The sequence below is a fragment of the Nocardioides marmorisolisilvae genome, from assembly GCF_031656915.1.
In the GTDB taxonomy this organism is placed as follows: Bacteria; Actinomycetota; Actinomycetes; order Propionibacteriales; family Nocardioidaceae; genus Marmoricola; species Marmoricola terrisoli.
The window spans coordinates 2,461,748-2,480,313 of record NZ_CP134227.1 but is presented as its reverse complement, the minus strand read 5'-3'; the positions used below and the strand labels follow the sequence as shown (position 1 = coordinate 2,480,313).

At 69.2% G+C, this 18,566-nt stretch carries 17 protein-coding genes; 16 read left to right on the top strand and 1 reads right to left on the bottom strand.

Going from position 1 to position 18,566, the window contains the following annotated elements; genetic code table 11:
• Positions 1–30 precede the first annotated feature (30 nt).
• On the bottom strand, positions 31–954 hold the full coding sequence (locus Q9R13_RS11890; protein WP_310961394.1) for a L,D-transpeptidase family protein: 924 nt from the start codon (positions 952–954) through the stop codon (positions 31–33).
• A 117-nt stretch (positions 955–1,071) separates the two neighbouring features.
• Between Q9R13_RS11890 and Q9R13_RS11885 the strand changes: the two genes are divergently transcribed.
• The 16 genes from Q9R13_RS11885 to Q9R13_RS11810 all read left to right on the top strand — a co-directional run bounded on the left by Q9R13_RS11885 (position 1,072) and on the right by Q9R13_RS11810 (position 18,565).
• On the top strand, positions 1,072–1,764 hold the full coding sequence (locus Q9R13_RS11885; protein WP_310961393.1) for a demethylmenaquinone methyltransferase: 693 nt from the start codon (positions 1,072–1,074) through the stop codon (positions 1,762–1,764).
• Positions 1,765–1,923: 159 nt separating this feature from the next.
• Positions 1,924–2,283, top strand: a complete 360-nt coding sequence (locus Q9R13_RS11880; protein WP_310961392.1) for an NADH-quinone oxidoreductase subunit A — start codon at positions 1,924–1,926, stop codon at positions 2,281–2,283.
• Positions 2,284–2,332: 49 nt separating this feature from the next.
• Positions 2,333–2,887: a NuoB/complex I 20 kDa subunit family protein gene (locus Q9R13_RS11875; RefSeq protein WP_310961391.1), complete on the top strand. Its 555-nt coding sequence runs from the start codon at positions 2,333–2,335 to the stop codon at positions 2,885–2,887.
• A 49-nt stretch (positions 2,888–2,936) separates the two neighbouring features.
• Positions 2,937–3,713, top strand: coding sequence for an NADH-quinone oxidoreductase subunit C (locus Q9R13_RS11870; protein ID WP_310961390.1), 777 nt, complete (start codon positions 2,937–2,939; stop codon positions 3,711–3,713).
• A complete protein-coding gene (locus Q9R13_RS11865; RefSeq protein WP_310961389.1) occupies positions 3,713–5,077 on the top strand; it encodes an NADH-quinone oxidoreductase subunit D in 1,365 nt (454 codons plus the stop codon). The genes Q9R13_RS11870 and Q9R13_RS11865 overlap by 1 nt, the downstream gene beginning before the upstream one ends.
• An 86-nt stretch (positions 5,078–5,163) precedes the next feature.
• Entirely contained in the window at positions 5,164–5,814 is a 651-nt protein-coding gene (gene nuoE / locus Q9R13_RS11860) for an NADH-quinone oxidoreductase subunit NuoE (RefSeq protein ID WP_310961388.1), read from the top strand.
• Positions 5,807–7,117, top strand: a complete 1,311-nt coding sequence (gene nuoF, locus Q9R13_RS11855) for an NADH-quinone oxidoreductase subunit NuoF (RefSeq protein WP_310961387.1) — start codon at positions 5,807–5,809, stop codon at positions 7,115–7,117. The genes nuoE and nuoF overlap by 8 nt, the downstream gene beginning before the upstream one ends.
• Positions 7,114–9,540: an NADH-quinone oxidoreductase subunit G gene (locus Q9R13_RS11850; RefSeq protein ID WP_310961386.1), complete on the top strand. Its 2,427-nt coding sequence runs from the start codon at positions 7,114–7,116 to the stop codon at positions 9,538–9,540. The genes nuoF and Q9R13_RS11850 overlap by 4 nt, the downstream gene beginning before the upstream one ends.
• Positions 9,537–10,838, top strand: coding sequence for an NADH-quinone oxidoreductase subunit NuoH (gene nuoH / locus Q9R13_RS11845; RefSeq protein WP_310961385.1), 1,302 nt, complete (start codon positions 9,537–9,539; stop codon positions 10,836–10,838). The genes Q9R13_RS11850 and nuoH overlap by 4 nt, the downstream gene beginning before the upstream one ends.
• On the top strand, positions 10,838–11,380 hold the full coding sequence (gene nuoI, locus Q9R13_RS11840) for an NADH-quinone oxidoreductase subunit NuoI (protein ID WP_310961384.1): 543 nt from the start codon (positions 10,838–10,840) through the stop codon (positions 11,378–11,380). The genes nuoH and nuoI overlap by 1 nt, the downstream gene beginning before the upstream one ends.
• Positions 11,377–12,126, top strand: a complete 750-nt coding sequence (locus Q9R13_RS11835; RefSeq protein ID WP_310961383.1) for an NADH-quinone oxidoreductase subunit J — start codon at positions 11,377–11,379, stop codon at positions 12,124–12,126. Before nuoI ends, Q9R13_RS11835 begins: the two co-directional genes overlap by 4 nt.
• A complete protein-coding gene (gene nuoK / locus Q9R13_RS11830; protein ID WP_310961382.1) occupies positions 12,123–12,422 on the top strand; it encodes an NADH-quinone oxidoreductase subunit NuoK in 300 nt (99 codons plus the stop codon). The genes Q9R13_RS11835 and nuoK overlap by 4 nt, the downstream gene beginning before the upstream one ends.
• A gap of 11 nt (positions 12,423–12,433) precedes the next feature.
• The gene (nuoL, locus tag Q9R13_RS11825; protein WP_310961381.1) at positions 12,434–14,368 is read left to right on the top strand and encodes an NADH-quinone oxidoreductase subunit L; all 1,935 of its coding nucleotides are present in this window, start codon (positions 12,434–12,436) and stop codon (positions 14,366–14,368) included.
• On the top strand, positions 14,368–15,942 hold the full coding sequence (locus Q9R13_RS11820) for an NADH-quinone oxidoreductase subunit M (RefSeq protein WP_310961380.1): 1,575 nt from the start codon (positions 14,368–14,370) through the stop codon (positions 15,940–15,942). The genes nuoL and Q9R13_RS11820 overlap by 1 nt, the downstream gene beginning before the upstream one ends.
• Before the next feature lie 26 nt (positions 15,943–15,968).
• Positions 15,969–17,564 carry an NADH-quinone oxidoreductase subunit NuoN gene (gene nuoN, locus Q9R13_RS11815; protein ID WP_310965078.1) on the top strand — a complete coding sequence of 532 codons (1,596 nt, stop codon included), beginning with the start codon at positions 15,969–15,971 and terminating at the stop codon, positions 17,562–17,564.
• Between the two features lie 5 nt (positions 17,565–17,569).
• Positions 17,570–18,565, top strand: coding sequence for a polyprenyl synthetase family protein (locus Q9R13_RS11810; protein WP_310965077.1), 996 nt, complete (start codon positions 17,570–17,572; stop codon positions 18,563–18,565).
• The last annotated feature ends 1 nt before the right edge of the window (position 18,566 follow it).

The window sequence follows — 18,566 nt, the reverse complement described above, 5'->3', positions numbered from 1 at the left end:
CAAGAAGCCTAGACCACCCCACCGAACAGCTCAGGACCAGTAGATGACCACCTTGTCCCCCACGCGGACGTGGGAGAACAGCCACTTCACGCCCTCGTGGTCGCGGACGTTGACACAACCGTGCGAGGCGCCGGCGTATCCGCGGGCGGCGAAGTCGGATGAGTAGTGCACCGCCTGGCCGCGGGAGAAGAACATCGAGTACGGCATCGCCGAGCCGTACTCGTGAGAGACGTGGTCGGCGTCCATCCAATAGACGTGGAAGAGGCCTTCGCGGGTCGGGGTGTACGACGCGCCGAAGCGTACGTCGACCGTGCGGAGCACCTGGCCGTCGACGACCCAGCGCAGCGTGCGACTGGACTTGTCGATGCAGATCGCCCGGCCGGTCCGACAGCGTGGGTCGAGGCGGCCCGGGGTGTTGCCCATCGGGGTGAGCCGGTTCTCCAGCTCGGCGGTGGTCGGTGCGTGGGTCATCGCGTCGAGCCGGTGCCGGGTGCGCGGGTCGACGTACCCCGTCACCGCGATGCCGCGCTTGGCCTGGAAGCCGCGTACCGCTGCGGTCACGGTGGCGTCGTACACGTCGTCGACGTCGCCGGAGAGCCAGGCGATCTGACGCAGCCGGGCCTGCAGCGCGCGCACCTGCGGGCCGTGGTCACCCGGTCCGAGCAGCCGCCTGCCAGGCACCAGCTCCGGTCGGACCCGGAGCGGCGCGTGCCGTGGCGCGACATCCTGGACGGGCCGGACCACGAGGCCACCGGTCGCAGCGCCGTCGGTCGTGGTGGTCGGCGCCGGGTCGGTGGCTGGATCGGTGGCTGGGTGGTTGGTTCGATGCATGGTTGGGTGGCTGGCCGGTCCGGCGGCGTCGGACGGGCCGGCCGCCTGGCCCACGCCGTACGCCAGTCCGGCGACGGCCAGGAGCAGGACGAGGAACATCCCGGTCGTGGTGCGTGCCTTCATCGATCGAACCCCCTTGGTCACACCCGCACCATGATCTGCCAAGCACGGCCGGGTACCCCTTTGACGCGCCGAGCGCCCGATCGGTTGCTCGACGGCGGCGCCCATTAGGCTCCGCCCGTGACCCGCGCAGACCTGGACAAGCAGCCGGCCGAGGTGCGGGCGATGTTCGACGATGTCGCCCGTCGCTACGACCTGACCAACGACGTGCTCAGCCTCGGACAGGACCGCCGCTGGCGCCGCATCGTCCTCGACGCGGTCGACCCGCGGCCGGGCGAGGTGGTGCTCGACCTCGCCGCCGGCACGGGTACGTCGTCCCAGCCGTTCCGCGACCGCGGCGCGACCGTGGTGCCGTGCGACTTCTCCGAGGGCATGCTGCGCGTCGGCAAGAGGATGCGACCGCACCTGCCGTTCACCGCCGGCGACGGCACCCGGCTGCCGTTCGCCGACGACACCTTCGACGCGGTGACGATCTCGTTCGGCCTGCGCAACATCGTCGACCCGGACGCCGGCCTGCGCGAGCTGCTCCGCGTCACCCGCCCCGGCGGCCGGGTCGTGGTCTGCGAGTTCTCCTCGCCCACGTGGACGCCGTTCCGCACCGTCTACCTCGAGTACCTGATGAAGGCGCTGCCCTCGATCGCCCGTGCGGTGTCGTCGAGCCCGGACGCCTACGTCTACCTGGCCGAGTCGATCCGGGCGTGGCCCGACCAGGCGGGGCTCGCCGCCCGGCTCCAGACCGCGGGCTGGTCGGACGTCGAGTGGCGCAACCTGACCGGCGGGATCGTCGCGCTGCACCGCGCCCGAAAGCCGTGATTTCGACAACAGGTTGATGCGCTAAATCGCTCGATCCACGCCTGAAACCGGCTGTTCGGGGGGCGGTTCGCGCGGTGTGACGCAGGCCTCTATGCTGGGTCGGTCGAGAGTTAGTGAAGTCGTTCACATGCTCACGAAGTCGCAGCGAGGAGGAGTGCGGTGCACCTGTACGCGCCAGTGCTGGCATTGCTGATCCTGGCCGCAGGATTTGCGGTCTTCTCGGTGCTGATGAGCGCCCACGTCGGGCCCAAGCGCTACAACCGCGCCAAGCTCGACTCCTACGAGTGCGGCATCGAGCCGACCCCGCAGCCCGTCGGCGGGGGCCGGTTCCCGATCCGCTACTACATCGTCGCGATGCTCTTCATCGTCTTCGACATCGAGATCGTGTTCCTCTATCCGATCGCAGTCGCCTTCGACCAGATGGCGCTCTTCGGGTTCGTCGAGATGGTGCTGTTCATCGTTCCCGTCTTCGTCGCCTACGTGTACGTGTGGCGACGCGGCGGCCTGGACTGGGACTGACGGCCGCCATGCATGCACGTGCCTGGTGGCTCTCAACGGGAGGAATCTGATGGGACTTGAGGAGAAGCTTCCCTCCGGCGTCCTGCTGACCACGGTCGAGGGCGTCGCGGGCTACATGCGCAAGGCGTCGTTCTGGCCGGCCACCTTCGGCCTGGCCTGCTGCGCCATCGAGATGATGACGTCCGGCGGTCCGCGCTACGACCTGGGCCGCTTCGGCATGGAGGTCTTCCGGGCCAGCCCGCGCCAGGCCGACCTGATGATCGTCGCCGGCCGGGTCAGCCAGAAGATGGCACCGGTGCTGCGGCAGATCTACGACCAGATGCCCGACCCGAAGTGGGTGCTGGCGATGGGCGTCTGCGCGAGCTCCGGCGGCATGTTCAACAACTACGCCATCGTCCAGGGCGTGGACCACGTCGTGCCCGTCGACATGTACCTCCCCGGCTGCCCGCCGCGTCCTGAGATGCTCATCGACGCCATCCTCAAGCTGCACGACCAGGTCCAGCACACCAAGCTCGGCGTCAACCGGGCCGACGAGATCGTCGCCCACGAGGAGTCGGCGCTGACGGCGCTGCCCACGTCGCAGATGAAGGGCCTCATGCGATGAGCACCCCACGCACCTGCTCGCGCCGCCGGCCCCTCGGCGGAGGTGCCGCATGAGCGACGACACGTCGAAGAGGCCGTCGGACGAGGCCGACAAGGCCGTCCAGTCACCCGCGGAGCACGAGGTCGTCACCGGGCACCAGGACGCCAGCCTCGACTCCGTCCGGCCCACCAGCGGTGAGGTCATCGACCAGCGGCGCGGCATGTTCGGTGTCCGCGGCAGCGGTGACACCTCGGGCTACGGCGGCCTGGACCGCGCGGTCGCGATGCCCGGGTCCACCCGGCCGCCGTACGGCGAGTGGCGTGACGAGGTGGCCCAGGCACTGGTCGCGGCCGCGCGCGACGCCGGCATCGAGGACCCGTTCGAGAAGGTCGTCGTCCACCGCGGCGAGATCACCTTCTTCTGCCGCCGCGAGGACCTCGTCACCCTGGTCAAGCTGCTCCGCGACGAGGAGGCGCTCCGCTTCGAGTTCTGCTCCGGCGTCAGTGGTGTGCACTACCCGCACGACAAGGGTCGCGAGCTGCACGCCGTCTACCACCTGCTGTCGATGACCCACAACCGGCGGATCCGCCTCGAGGTGACCTGTCCCGACGAGGACCCGCACATCCCGAGCGTGGTGTCGACCTACCCGACGGCCGACTGGCACGAGCGGGAGACCTTCGACTTCTTCGGAATCGTCTTCGACGGCCACCCCGCGCTGACTCGGATCGAGATGCCCGACGACTGGCCGGGCCACCCCCAGCGCAAGGACTACCCCCTTGGGGGCATCCCCGTGGAGTACAAGGGCGGGACCGTTCCGCCGCCCGACGAGCGGAGGGCATACAACTGATGAGCAGTTCGACAAGCTCAGCGACCGGCGCCGACCACGACGCCTACGCCCCGCACAGCGAGACCACCCAGGGCCGCGTCTTCACCGTCACCGGCCAGGACTGGGACTCGGTCGTGGCCGGCATCTCCGAGGACCACGACAACAAGGTCGTGGTGAACATGGGGCCGCAGCACCCGTCGACCCACGGCGTGCTGCGGCTGATCCTCGAGCTCGAGGGCGAGACGGTCACCGAGGCCCGGTGCGGCATCGGCTACCTGCACACCGGCATCGAGAAGAACATGGAGTTCCGCACCTGGACGCAGGGCGTCACGTTCTGCACCCGGATGGACTACCTGAGCCCGCTGTTCAACGAGGCGGCCTACGTGTTCAGCGTGGAGCGACTGCTCGACATCACCGACGACATCCCCGAGAAGGCTCAGGTCATGCGGGTGATGCTCATGGAGCTCAACCGCATCTCGAGCCACCTGGTCGCGATCGCCACCGGAGGGATGGAGATCGGCGCGCTGACCGTGATGACGATCGGCTTCCGCGAGCGCGAGCTGGTCCTCGACCTCTTCGAGCTGATCACCGGCCTGCGGATGAACCACGCGTTCATCCGCCCCGGCGGCGTCGCCCAGGACATGCCGGCCGGCGCGCTGGACCAGATCCGCGACTTCGTGGTCCTGATGAAGAAGCGGCTTCCCGAGTACGCCGACCTGTGCAACGCCAACCCGATCTTCAAGGCTCGGCTGGTCGACGTCGGGCACCTCGAGCTGTCCGGTTGCCTGGCGCTCGGCCTGACCGGCCCGGTGCTTCGCGCGACCGGCTACCCGTGGGACCTGCGCAAGACCCAGCCGTACTGCGGCTACGAGGACTACGAGTTCGACGTGCAGACCTGGGACAGCTGCGACGCCTACGGCCGGTTCCGGATCCGACTCAACGAGATGTGGGAGTCGCTGCGGATCGTCGAGCAGTGCGTCGAGCGGCTCGCCGGGCTCGAGGGCGCTCCGGTCGTGGTCGCGGACAAGAAGATCGCGTGGCCGGCGCAGCTGGCGATCGGCAGCGACGGGATGGGCAACAGCCTCGACCACATCCGGCACATCATGGGTGAGTCGATGGAGGCGCTGATCCATCACTTCAAGCTGGTCACCGAGGGCTTCCGGGTGCCCGCGGGGCAGGCCTACGTGCCGATCGAGTCGCCTCGCGGCGAGCTGGCCGCGCACGTCGTCTCCGACGGCGGCACCCGGCCCTACCGCGCCCACTTCCGGGACCCCTCGTTCACCAACCTGCAGGCCACCAGCGTGATGAGCGAGGGCGGCATGGTGGCCGACGTGATCGTGGCGATCGCCTCGATCGACCCGGTGATGGGCGGTGTGGACAGATGAGCGCGCAGCTAGGAGCGGTCCTTGGCCGCGGCCGACGGCAGTCGCGTCCTGTGGTCGCGAGCGGTTGCGCAAGGACGGTGGTCTAGGTGTCGGTTCCCTACGAGGCCGAGCTGCGTGAGATCGCCGGCCGCTACCCGGAGGCGCGCTCGGGACTGCTGCCGATGCTGCACCTGGTGCAGTCCAACGAGGGTCGGGTCACCGCCGACGGCATCGAGGCGTGCGCGGAGATCCTCGGGATCAGCGCCGCCGAGGTCAGCGGTGTCGCCACCTTCTACACCATGTACAAGCGCAAGCCGGTCGGCGATTACCACGTCGGCGTCTGCACCAACACGCTCTGCGCGATCATGGGCGGCGACGCGATCTTCGAGCGACTCAAGGACCACCTGGACGTCGGCAACGACGAGACCACGCCCGACGGCAAGGTGACCCTCGAGCACGTCGAGTGCAACGCCGCCTGCGACTACGCGCCGGTGATGATGGTGAACTGGGAGTTCATGGACAACCAGACTCCCGAGTCGGCCGTCGCAGTCGTGGACGACCTGCGCGCGGGCAAGCCGGTCACCTCGACCCGCGGCCCCCGTATCTGCACCTGGCGCGAGGCCGAGCGGGTGCTCGCCGGCTTCCCCGACGACCTGGCCGACGAGGGCCCCTCGGCAGGCCCGGCCTCGCTGGTCGGCCTCGAGGTCGCCCGTGAGAACAACTGGACCGCTCCGAAGGCTGAGACCGATCGTGACTGACCCCCTGACCCCGGTGCTCACCGACAACTGGGGCACCGAGCGCTCCTGGACGCTGGCCGCCTACGAGGAGCGCGGTGGCTACGCCGCGATGCGGAAGGCGTTGGGCATGGCACCCGACGACATCATCGCGGCCGTCAAGGACTCCAACCTTCGTGGCCGTGGAGGTGCGGGCTTCCCGACCGGCATGAAGTGGTCCTTCATCCCGCAGGACAACCCCCGGCCGAAGTACCTCGTGGTCAACGCCGACGAGTCCGAGCCGGGCACCTGCAAGGACATCCCGCTGATGATGGCCAGCCCGCACACGTTGGTCGAGGGCGTGATCATCAGCTCGTTCGCGATCCGTGCCAACCGGGCCTTCATCTACGTGCGCGGCGAGGTGCTGCACGTCGTACGCCGGCTCCAGGCCGCGGTCCGGGAGGCGTACGCCGCGGGCCACCTGGGCGCAGACATCCACGGCTCGGGCTACGACCTCGACCTCGTCGTGCACGCCGGAGCGGGCGCCTACATCTGTGGCGAGGAGACCGCGCTGCTCGACTCGCTGGAGGGACGACGCGGCCAGCCCCGATTGCGTCCGCCGTTCCCGGCCGTGGCCGGTCTCTATGCCAGCCCGACGGTGATCAACAACGTCGAGTCGATCTCGTCGGTGCCGAGCATCATCGGCAACGGCGCAGAATGGTTCGCCTCGATGGGCACCGAGAAGTCCAAGGGGTTCGGCATCTTCTCCCTGTCCGGCCACGTGGCGAGGCCGGGTCAGTACGAAGCGCCGTTGGGCATCACCCTGCGCGAGCTGATCGACCTGGCCGGCGGTGTCCGCGAGGGCCACGAGCTGAAGTTCTGGACCCCCGGCGGGTCCAGCACCCCGATCCTCACCGCCGAGCACCTCGACGTGCCCCTCGACTTCGAGGGCGTCGGCGCGGCCGGCTCGATGCTGGGCACCCGGGCGTTGCAGATCTTCGACGAGACCACCTGCGTGGTCCGCGCCGTACTGCGCTGGACGGAGTTCTACAAGCACGAGTCGTGCGGCAAGTGCACGCCCTGCCGCGAGGGCACCTGGTGGCTCGCGCAGACCCTGGAGCGCCTCGAGCAGGGCCATGGCAGCGAGAGCGACCTGGACCTGCTGCTCGACCAGTGCGACAACATCCTCGGCCGGGCGTTCTGCGCGCTCGGCGACGGTGCCACCAGCCCGATCAGCTCGTCGATCCAGTACTTCCGTGACGAGTACCTCGCCCATCTCGAGCAGGGCGGCTGTCCATTCGACCCGGCGCGATCGACCCTCTTCGAGACCGAAGGAGCGTCGGCATGACGGTCACGTCCGACTCGGCCGGCGAGGTCGAGCAGAGCAACCTGGTCACCGTCACCATCGACGGCATCGAGGTCAGCGTCCCGCCGGACACGCTGGTCATCCGTGCGGCAGAGATGATCGGCGTCCAGATCCCGAGGTTCTGCGACCACCCGCTGCTGGACCCGGTCGGGGCGTGCCGGCAGTGCCTGGTCGACGTACCCGACGCCGGCAACGGCCGGCCGATGCCCAAGCCGCAGGCCTCCTGCACGATCCCGGTCGCGCCCGGCATGGTGATCAACACCCAGGCCACCTCCCCGGTCGCGAAGAAGGCCCAGGAGGGGATCATGGAGTTCCTCCTGATCAACCACCCCCTGGACTGCCCCGTCTGCGACAAGGGCGGCGAGTGCCCGCTTCAGAACCAGTCGATGAGCAACGGCACCGCCGAGTCCCGGTACGTCGAGTCCAAGCGGGTCTACCCCAAGCCGATCAACATCTCGGCCCAGGTGCTCCTGGACCGGGAGCGCTGCGTGCTGTGCGCCCGGTGCACCCGGTTCTCCTCCCAGATCGCCGGTGACCCGTTCATCGAGCTGATCGAGCGGGGTGCCCTGCAGCAGGTCGGCATCTACGAGAAGCAGCCCTTCGAGAGCTACTTCTCCGGGAACACCATCCAGATCTGCCCGGTCGGCGCCCTCACCTCGGCCGACTACCGCTTCCGGTCGCGGCCCTTCGACCTCGTCTCCACCCCCTCGGTGGCCGAGCTCGACGGCTGTGGGTCCGCCATCCGTGTCGACCACCGACGTGGCAAGGTGATGCGTCGGCTCTCCGGCGACGACCCCCAGGTCAACGAGGAGTGGATCACCGACAAGGACCGCTTCGCCTTCACCTACGCCCGGCAGCCGGACCGGCTCACCCACCCGCTGGTGCGTGGCGACGACGGCGAGCTGCGGCCGGCGTCCTGGCCCGAGGCGTTCGTGGTCGCGGCCCGGGGTCTCGCGGCAGCGCAGGGGCGCGTCGGCGTCCTGACCGGCGGCCGGCTGACCGCCGAGGACGCCTACGCCTACTCCAAGTTCGCCCGGGTCGTCCTGGGCACCAACGACATCGACTTCCGGGCCCGCGCGCACAGTGCCGAGGAGGCCTCGTTCCTGGCGTCCAGCGTGGTGCTGCGCCAGGACGTGACGTACGCCGACCTGGAGTCTGCCGGCTCCGTGGTGCTCGTCGCGCTCGAGCCCGAGGACGAGGCCGGGACGATCTTCCTTCGCCTGCGCAAGACCCACCTGAAGCACCGGACGCCGATCTGGTCCGTCGGGTCGCACACCACCGCGGGCCTGCGCAAGATGGGCGGCACCCTGCTGTCCGCCGCGCCGGGCGCAGAGGTCGACGTGGTCCGGGGGCTGGCGAGCCGCACCGACCTCGCCCTGGACAGCTCCAGCGTCCTGCTCGTGGGTGAGCGTGCCGTCGAGGTGCCCGGCCTGCTGAGCGCGGTCGCCGCGCTGGCCGGCAGCACCGGCGCCCGGCTGGCGTGGGTGCCTCGTCGCGCCGGCGACCGTGGTGCTCTCGAGGTGGGCGCGCTTCCCAACCTGCTGCCCGGTGGCCGCCCGGTCGCGGACCCGGCGGCACGTGTCGACCTGGCCGCTGCCTGGGGTGTCGAGTCGCTGCCCGACGCGGAGGGCCGCGACGGCGCAGGGATCATCGAGGCCGCCGCGACCGGCGAGCTCACCGCACTGGTCGTCGCGGGTGTCGATCCCGGCGACCTGCCGGACCATCACCGGGCCGTGGCCGCGCTGGACAAGGCCTTCGTGGTGTCGCTGGAGCTACGTGCATCCGAGGTGACCCGTGCGGCCGACGTCGTACTGCCGGTCGCGGCGGCGACCGAGCGCGCCGGCAGCTTCGTCAACTGGGAGGGGCGGGTGCGCAGCTTCGCGCAGGTCCTCGACAAGCCCGCGGCGTTGCCGGATCTGCGGGTGCTCGCGGGCATCGCCGAGGAGATGGGCGTCCCACTCGGCTTCCGCACCACGGCCCACGTGCAGGGCGAGATGGCGTCTGTGGGCCCCTGGGACGGTGCCCGGCCTCAGCCGCCTACCGCCGAACCCGCGCCCGTGACCAGGACCACCTTGGTGCTGTCGTCGTGGAAGCAGCTCATCGATGACGGTCGGATGCAAGATGGCGAGGACTACCTGCGGGCCACCGCTCGCCGGCCGGTCGTGCTGATGGGCGCCGCCACACTAGCCGGGCTCGGTGTCGCCGAGGGCGACCCGGTGACGCTGAGCGGACCTCTCGGTGAGGTGACCTACCCGGCGGCCGTCAGCGACGACATCGTCGACGGGGTCGTCTGGGCGCCGGCGAGCGCACCCGGCGCCGCCGTACGCCACCTGGTCGGTTCCGCCGGCAGCGCTGTGTCGGTCAGCTCCGGCGGAGCCACCATCGCGAAGGGAGCCGAGCAGTGAGTCTCCTCGACACCAACCTGAGCGGGTTCGGCACCGACCCCGTCTGGGTCATCATCGTCAAGGCTGTGCTGATCTTCCTGGTGCTGGTCCTGCTGACCTTGTTCAACATCTGGTTCGAGCGCCGCGTCGTCGCCCGGATGCAGCACCGCATCGGGCCCAACGTCAACGGACCCTTCGGCCTGCTGCAGAGCCTCGCGGACGGCGTGAAGCTCGCGCTGAAGGAGGACATCATCCCGAAGGCGGCCGACAAGGTCGTCTTCTTGCTTGCGCCGGTGCTGGCGACGGTCCCAGCATTCGTGACCTGGGCGGTGATCCCGTTCGGGCCCGAGGTGAACTTCTTCGGCCACCGCACCCCGTTGCAGTTGACCGACATGCCGGTCGCGGTGATCTTCGTCCTCGCGATCGCCTCCATCGGCATCTACGGGATCGTGCTCGGCGGCTGGTCGTCGGGCTCGACGTACTCGCTGCTGGGCGGCCTGCGCTCGAGTGCCCAGATGATCTCCTACGAGGTCGCCATGGGGCTGTCCTTCGTGGCGGTCTTCCTCTACGCCGGCTCGATGTCCACCTCGGAGATCGTGGCCGCTCAGGACAAGACCTGGTTCGGGATCATCCTGCTGCCGTCGTTCGTCATCTACGTGATCTCGATGGTCGGCGAGACGAACCGCGCGCCGTTCGACCTCCCGGAGGCGGAGGGCGAGCTGGTCGGGGGCTTCCACACCGAGTACTCCTCGCTGAAGTTCGCCCTGTTCTTCCTCGCCGAGTACGTCAACATGGCCACCGTCTCCGCGCTGGCCACCACGCTGTTCCTCGGCGGTTGGCACGCCCCGTTCTGGATCGACACGGTCTGGGCCGGCGCCAACCACGGCTACTGGCCCGTGCTCTGGTTCATGGGCAAGGTGCTGGCGTTCATCTTCGTGTTCATCTGGCTCCGCGGGACGCTGCCCCGGCTGCGCTACGACCAGTTCATGGCGTTCGGCTGGAAGCGGCTCATCCCGATCGCACTGGTCTGGATCATCGCCGTGGCCGGCATCCGCGCGGCCAGCCTGCACGGCTCGTTCAACAAGAACTACCTGTACGCCGCGATCGTGGTGCTCGCCGCACTGGTGCTCGTGCTCGGCTTCGTCGACGACCGGGCCTCGCGCGGACGCGAGAGACTCGCGGCCGAGGCCCGGGCCGACGCCGAGGCCAAGCCGTTCGATGCGTTCGCCGGCGGCTATCCGGTCCCGCCGATGCCCGGTACGGCGGTCGCCGCCGGGTCCGCACGTGTCTCTGCCACCGCTGAGGGGGAGGAGCAGTAATGGCATCCCTCAAGGAACAGTTCTGGGACCCGGTCGCCGGGTTCGGGGTGACCTTCCGGACGATGTTCCGCCGGGTGGTCACCGAGCAGTACCCCTTCGAGAAGAAGCCCACCGCGCCACGGTTCCACGGCCGGCACCAGCTCACCCGCTGGCCGGACGGGTTGGAGAAGTGCATCGGCTGCGAGCTGTGTGCCTGGGCGTGCCCGGCGGACGCGATCTACGTCGAGGGCGCCTCCAACACCGACGACGAACGGTTCTCGCCGGGCGAGCGCTACGGCCGCGTCTACCAGATCAACTACCTGCGCTGCATCCTGTGCGGCCTGTGCATCGAGGCCTGCCCGACCCGCGCGCTGACGATGACCAACGAGTACGAGCTGGCCGACAGCAGCCGTGAGTCACTGATCTACGAGAAGTCCGACCTGCTCGCCCCGCTCCTCCCCGGCATGGAGCAGCCGCCGCACCCGATGCGTCTCGGCGACGACGAGGGCGACTACTACCGAGGTGCGGTGCGGCCGGCCTCCGGTCCGGAGGGGGACGCATGATCGCCTTCTGGATCCTCGCCCCCGTGATGGTGCTGGCCGCGCTGTCGATGCTGTTCGCCCGCAAGGCCGTGCACGCCGCCCTGCTGCTCGCCGTCGTGATGATCTCGCTCGCGGTGCTGTACGCCGTGCAGGACGCGCCCTTCCTGTTCGCGGTGCAGATCATCGTCTACACCGGCGCGATCTTGATGTTGTTCCTCTTCGTGCTGATGCTCGTGGGCGTCGACTCCTCGGACTCGCTGGTCGAGACGATCCGCGGGCAGCGACTCTGGGCGATCATCTTCGGCCTCGGCTTCGGCGCGCTGCTGGTGCTGGGCGTGGCCCAGGTCTCGTTCGGGGTGGTCACCGGTCTGCAGGCCGCCAACGAGAACGGCAACGTGCAGGGCATCGCGCAGGTGCTGTTCACCAAGTACGTCTTCGCGTTCGAGGCGACCTCAGCGCTGCTGATCACCGCCGCGATCGGCGCGATGGTCCTCGCCCACCGTGAGCGGCTCACCCCGAAGCCGACGCAGGCCTCGCTGGCCGCGCAGCGGATGCGGGACTACGCCGAGCACGGGCTGCACCCGGGTCCGCTGCCGCCGCCCGGGGTGTTCGCTCGGCACAACGCCGTGGACACGCCCGCGCTGCTACCCGACGGGAGCACCGCGCACGCCTCGATCTCGCGTGTCCTCGCCGCGCGCGGCACCGTCAAGAACGCTCCCGAGCTCGCCACGGACGTGGCCCGGCTGACCGAGGAGGACCCCGAATGAGCGTCACCCCGTTCATCGTGTTGTCCGCGATCTTGTTCACGATCGGCGCCGTCGGCGTGCTCGTCCGCCGCAACGCGATCGTCGTGTTCATGTGCATCGAGCTGATGCTCAATGCCGGAAACCTCGCCCTGATCACGTTCTCCCGCGGCAACGGCAACCTCGACGGCCAGATCGCCGCGTTCTTCGTGATGGTCGTCGCCGCAGCCGAGGTCGTGGTCGGCCTGGCGATCATCATGACCATCTTCCGCACCCGACGCTCGGCCTCGGTCGACGACGCCAGCCTGCTGAAGTACTGAGAGGCGCGTTGATGACGAACACCTTCGTACCCCTGCACGCGGTCGCGCCGATCGTGGACCCGAGCGCGGCCACGGGCGCGTTCTCGCTGCTGTGGCTGATCCTGGCGCTGCCGGCGTTCGGCGCGGTCGTGCTCCTGATCGGCGGCCGCCGTACCGACCGCTTCGGTCACCTGCTCGGCACCGGCACCGTGGCGGTGTCGTTCGTGCTCAGCGTGGTCGTGTTCGTCGCGCTGATCGGCCGCGACGCCGGTGACCGCCAGGTGCAGCAGCACCTGTGGACGTGGTTCACCGCGGGGAAGTATCACGTCGAGCTGAACCTGCTCTACGACCAGCTGTCGGCGCTGTTCCTGCTGCTGATCACCGGCGTCGGCGGCATCATCCACCTCTACTCGGTGGGCTACATGGCTCACGACCCGCGGCGCCGACGCTTCTTCGCCTACCTGAACCTGTTCGTGGCCTCGATGCTGCTGCTGGTGCTGGCCTCCGACTACGTCGCCCTGTTCCTGGGCTGGGAGGGCGTCGGCCTGGCGTCGTACCTGCTCATCGGCTTCTGGCAGCACAAGCACTCCGCCGCGTTCGCCGCGAAGAAGGCGTTCGTGGTCAACCGGGTCGGTGACATCGGCCTGTCACTGGGCATCGCGCTGATCTTCGCGACCTTCGGCTCCTCGAGCTTCTCGGTCGTCTCCGCGCATGCCCACAACGCGTCCGCCGGCACCCTGACAGCGATCGGCCTGCTGCTGCTGCTCGGTGCCTGCGGCAAGTCGGCGCAGTTCCCGCTGCAGAGCTGGCTCCTCGACGCGATGGAGGGCCCGACCCCGGTGTCGGCGCTGATCCACGCGGCAACCATGGTGACCGCCGGCGTCTACCTGATCACCCGGTCGAACTTCATCTTCAGCATCACCGCGGACGCCCGCACCGGCGTCATCCTCGTCGGCACCATCACGCTGCTGATGGGTGCGATCATCGGTTGCGCGAAGGACGACATCAAGAAGGTCCTCGCAGGGTCGACGATGAGCCAGATCGGCTACATGATCCTGGCCTCCGGGCTTGGCGTGGCCGGCTACGCCTTCGCGATCTTCCACCTGCTGACCCACGGCTTCTTCAAGGCCAACATGTTCCTCGGCGCCGGCTCGGTGATGCACGGCACCGAGGACGACGTCGACATGCGGCACTACGGCGCGCTCCGCAAGGCGATGCCGGTGACCTTCCTGACCTTCGCGATGGGCTACCTGGCGATCATCGGCTTCCCCGGCTTCTCCGGGTTCTGGTCCAAGGACAAGATCATCGAGACCGCGCTCGACCAGAACTGGATCGTCGGGCTGTGCGCCCTCCTCGGTGCCGGGGTGACCGGCTTCTACATGACCCGGCTGATGCTGATGACGTTCTTCGGGGAGAAGCGCTGGGAGCCCGACGTACACCCCCATGAGTCGCCGAAGGTGATGACGATCCCGCTGATCGTGCTCGCTGCCCTGTCGGTCCTCGGCGGTGCCCTGCTGATCAACGACTGGATCGTGACCTGGCTGGCCCCGGTGGTCGGCACCGAGTCGCACGTCGGCACCTCCCTGTCACCATGGGTGCTGAGCCTGCTCGCCGTGGTCGTCGTGGCCAGCGGCGTCCTGGCCGCTTGGTACTTCGTCGGTCGTCGTGAGGTGCCTCGGGTCGCACCCCTCAAGGTCTCCGTCCTCACTCGGATCGCACGCGCCGAGTTGTACGGCGACGCCGCGAACGAGGAGCTGGTGGTCAAGCCGGGGTACCAGCTCGTCCGCGGCTTGACCGCCTTCGACCGCGGGGTCGTCGACGGCGCCGCGATGGGCAGCACGGCCAGCTTCGGCGGGCTGTCGGCCCGTGGGCGGCTCGTCCAGAACGGCTACGTCCGCTCCTACGCGCTCTCCCTGCTCGCCGGTGCCGCCCTGGTGCTGGTGGCCCTGATGGTGGTGAACCTCTGATGAACGGCTTCCCCTGGCTCACCCTGCTGCTGTTCGCACCGATCGTGTTCGCGATCGTGGTGGCCGCCGTCCCCGCGCGCCCGCTGCTGTCCAAGCAGCTTGCGCTGGCGCTGTCCCTGGTGGTGCTCGCGTTCTCGATCGTGATCGCGGTCCGGTTCGATCCGCACGGCGGCATGCAGTTCCAGGAGAGCCATGAGTGGATCCGGAGCTTCGGGGCGCACTACGCCCTCGGCGTCGACGGACTCGGGCTCACGCTGGTTCTGCTCACCACGATCCTCACGCCCGTCGTCATCCTGGCGTCGTGGCACGACGGGGACCGAGTCGGTGGCGCGGGCTTCGGCGCCGGGCTGAGGCCCGAGCCGCGCTGGGGCACCCGCTCGTTCTTCGCCTGGCTGCTCGCTCTGGAGGGGCTGGCGATCGGCTGCTTCATCGCGACGGACGTGTTCTTGTTCTACGTCCTCTTCGAGGCGGTGCTGATCCCGGTCTACTTCCTGATCGGCGGCTTCGGCGGCTTCGGCCGCGCCCGCGCCGCGGTGAAGTTCCTGCTCTACTCCCTGACCGGCGGGCTGATCATGCTCGCCGCCGTGATCGGCGTGTACGTCGAGTCCGCGAAGGTCGCCGGCCACCCGACGTACCTGCTCTCCGACCTGACCCGGATGGACCTCGGCCAGGACGTGAGCCGTTGGCTGTTCGTCGGCTTCTTCATCGCGTTCGCAGTCAAGGCGCCGATCTTCCCGGTGCACACTTGGCTGCCCGACGCCTGCGAGCAGGCGACCCCGGGCACGAACACGCTGCTGGTCAGCGTGCTCGACAAGATCGGCAGCTTCGGCATGATCCGGTTCGGCCTCGAGCTGTTCCCCGGCGCCGCCAAGTGGGCAACGCCGGTGGTGATCGTGCTGGCGATCATCAGCATCATCTACGGCGCCCTGATGGCGATCGGCAGCAACAACATCCCGCGGCTGATCGCCTACACCTCGGTCTCGCACTTCGGGTTCATCGTGCTGGGGATCTTCGTGATGAACAGCCAGGGCCTGGTCGGCGCGAATCTCTACATGTTCGCTCACGGGCTCTCGACGGCCGCGGTGTTCCTCACCGGGGGCTTCCTGGCCACCAGACGCGGATCCGCCCTGATCAGCGACATGGGAGGCATCGAGAAGGTCGCGCCGGTGCTCGCCGGGTTCTTCCTTGTGGCCAACCTGTCACTGCTCTCACTGCCCGGTCTCTCGCCGTTCGTGCCCGAGCTGTTGGTGATCATCGGCGCCTTCGTGCACTCCGCCTGGGCGGCGGCCTTCGCGGTCACCGGCATCGTGCTCGCGGCGATGTACGCGCTGATCCTCTACCAACGCACGATGACCGGGCCGACCCATCCGGAGGCCGCTGGGATGCGCGACCTGAACGTCCGTGAGGTGGTCGCGGTGGCTCCGGTCGTCGCGCTCCTCGTCGTGCTCGGCTTCTTCCCGAAGCCCCTGACGGCGGTACTGAACCCGTCCGTCGACCACACCATGAGCCAGGTCGGCCGCACCGACCCGGCACCGACCGTGCCGCAGGCCACCACCGAGGGGAGCGCCCAGTGATCGGGGCAGCGAACGCCGTCACGCCGATGGTGGCCAGCTTCTCGACGCCGCACATCGAGTACGGCCAGCTCTCGCCGGTGTTGATCCTGCTCGGCGTCGCGGTCGTCGGGGTCCTGGTCGAGGCGAGCGTCCCGCGCGCACGGCGGTACGCCGTCCAGGCGGTCCTCGCCGTGGCGGGCACGGTCGCGGCGCTGGTCGCGGCCGTCCTGGTGTTCGTCGAGCTGCATCCCGGCTCCGCCCATCCCGGGCTGGGCAAGATCGTCGCTGAGGGTGCGTTCGCGCTCGACGGTCCCACCCTGGTCTGCTGGGTCCTGGTCCTGGTGCTCACGCTGTTGTCGGTGCTGCTGTTCGCCGAGCGTCGACTCGAGAGCGGCGTGACCGCGTTCGCCGGCCAGGCTGCGGCGTTGCCCGGCACCGAGGCGGAGCGTGAGGCCTCCACCAAGGGGCTCGAGCACACCGAGGTCTTCCCGTTGCTGCTGTTCTCCGCGTCGGGCATGCTGATGTTCCCGGCCGCGAACGACCTCCTCACCATGTTCGTCGGCCTCGAGGTGCTTTCCCTGCCGCTGTACCTGCTCTGCGGCCTGGCTCGCCGGCGCCGGCTGCTCAGCCAGGAGGCCGCGCTCAAGTACTTCATGCTGGGCGCGTTCAGCTCCGGCTTCTTCGTCTACGGCATCGCGCTGGTCTACGGGTACGCCGGCAGCATGCACCTGTCCGGCATCGCGCAGGCCGTCTCCGGCAGGAGCGGTGCGCACGCGCTGTTGCTCGGCGGCCTCGGCCTGATGGCGGTCGGCCTGCTCTTCAAGGTCGCTGCGGTGCCGTTCCACGCCTGGACCCCCGACGTCTACCAGGGCGCTCCCACGGCGGTCACCGGCTTCATGGCGGTGGCCACCAAGGTCGCGGCGTTCGGCGCGCTGCTGCGGCTCTTCTACGTCGCCTTCGGTGGAGCCCGCTGGGACTGGACACCGATGATGTGGGTGATCGCGATCCTCACCATGGTGATCGGCTCGGTGCTGGCGCTGAGCCAGACCGACATCAAGCGGCTGCTGGCCTACTCCTCCATCGCGCACGCCGGGTTCGTGCTGGTCGGCTTCCTCGGCGCCCGGTCGCTGGGCGACCTGCAGCCGGGCCAGATCGCGCCGGTGCAGGCCGTGCTGTTCTACCTGACGACCTACGGCCTGATGACGATCGCAGCATTCGCGTTGGTGACCGTGGTCCGGGACGGGTCCGGCGAGGCGACTGCGCTGAGCCGCTGGACGGGCTTGGGCAAGGAGTCGCCGCTGGTGGCGGGGCTGATGGCGTTCCTGTTGCTGGCGATGGCCGGCATCCCGCTGACCAGCGGGTTCACCGGGAAGTGGGCGGTCTTCAGCTCGGCGATGTCCGCGGGCGCCTGGCCGCTGGTGATCATCGCGGTGTTCGCCTCGGCGATCGCGCTGGCGTTCTACATCAAGGTCATCGTGCTGATGTTCTTCGTCGACCCGGTCGGCGAGGCCCCGAGCGTGGCCGTGCCGAGCGCGCTCACCTCCCTGGTCGTGTCGGTCGGTGTGGCCGGCACACTGGTCCTCGGAATCGTCCCAGGTCCCCTTCTCGACCTGCTTGGTCGAGTGGGAGTATTCATCAGGTGAACACCGTGAAGGACTCCTCGCTCGCGCTGCCGATCGTTGACACCGCGCTCGAGGAGCGGCTCCGGTCACGCCTCGAGCAGGTGGAGACCGAGCTCCTCGGGCACGTGCAGAGTGAGGCGGGCTTCGTCACCGAGGCCGCCCGCCACCTGCTCACTGCGGGCGGCAAGCGGTTCCGCCCGCTCCTGGTCCTGCTGGCGGCCGAGACCGGCAACCCCGACGCCGACGGGGTGGTCACCTCGGCCTGCGTCGTGGAGCTCACCCACCTCGCCTCGCTCTACCACGACGACGTCATGGACGAGGCCGACCTGCGGAGGGGCGCCGAGTCCGCCAACGCGCGTTGGGACAACCACGTCGCGATCCTGACCGGCGACTTCCTCTTCTCGAAGTCCTCCGAGCTCACCGCCGAGCTGGGCGCCGAGGCGGTCCGGATCCAGGCGCGCACCTTCACCCGGCTCGTCGAGGGCCAGATCCTGGAGACCCTGGGCCCGGGACCGGACGACGACCCACTCCAGCACTACCTGCGCGTGGTGGCCGGCAAGACCGGATCCCTGATCGCGACCTCCGCGCGCTACGGCGCGCGCTTCGCCGGCGCTCCTCTCGAGGTCGAGGAGGCGCTCACCGAGTACGGCGAGAAGGTCGGTGTGGCCTTCCAGCTCTCCGACGACATCCTCGACATCGCCTCGGAGTCGGCGGAGTCCGGCAAGACTCCCGGCACCGATCTCCGCGAGGGCGTCCCCACGCTGCCGGTGCTGATCGCGCGGAAGTCGACCGACCCCGGGGACGCACGGCTGCACGAACTCCTCGACGGTGACCTGAGCGACACCGCCCGGCACGCCGAGGCGCTCGGGCTGCTCCGCGACCACCAGGCGCTGGCCGAGGCGCGCCGCTACGTCCTCGGCCTGACGGCGGATGCGAAGAAGCTGCTCAAGGTGCTGCCGGACGGCCCGGTGCGCGAGGCGCTCGAGGGCTTCGCCGACGTGGTCGCCGAGCGCACCGCCTGAC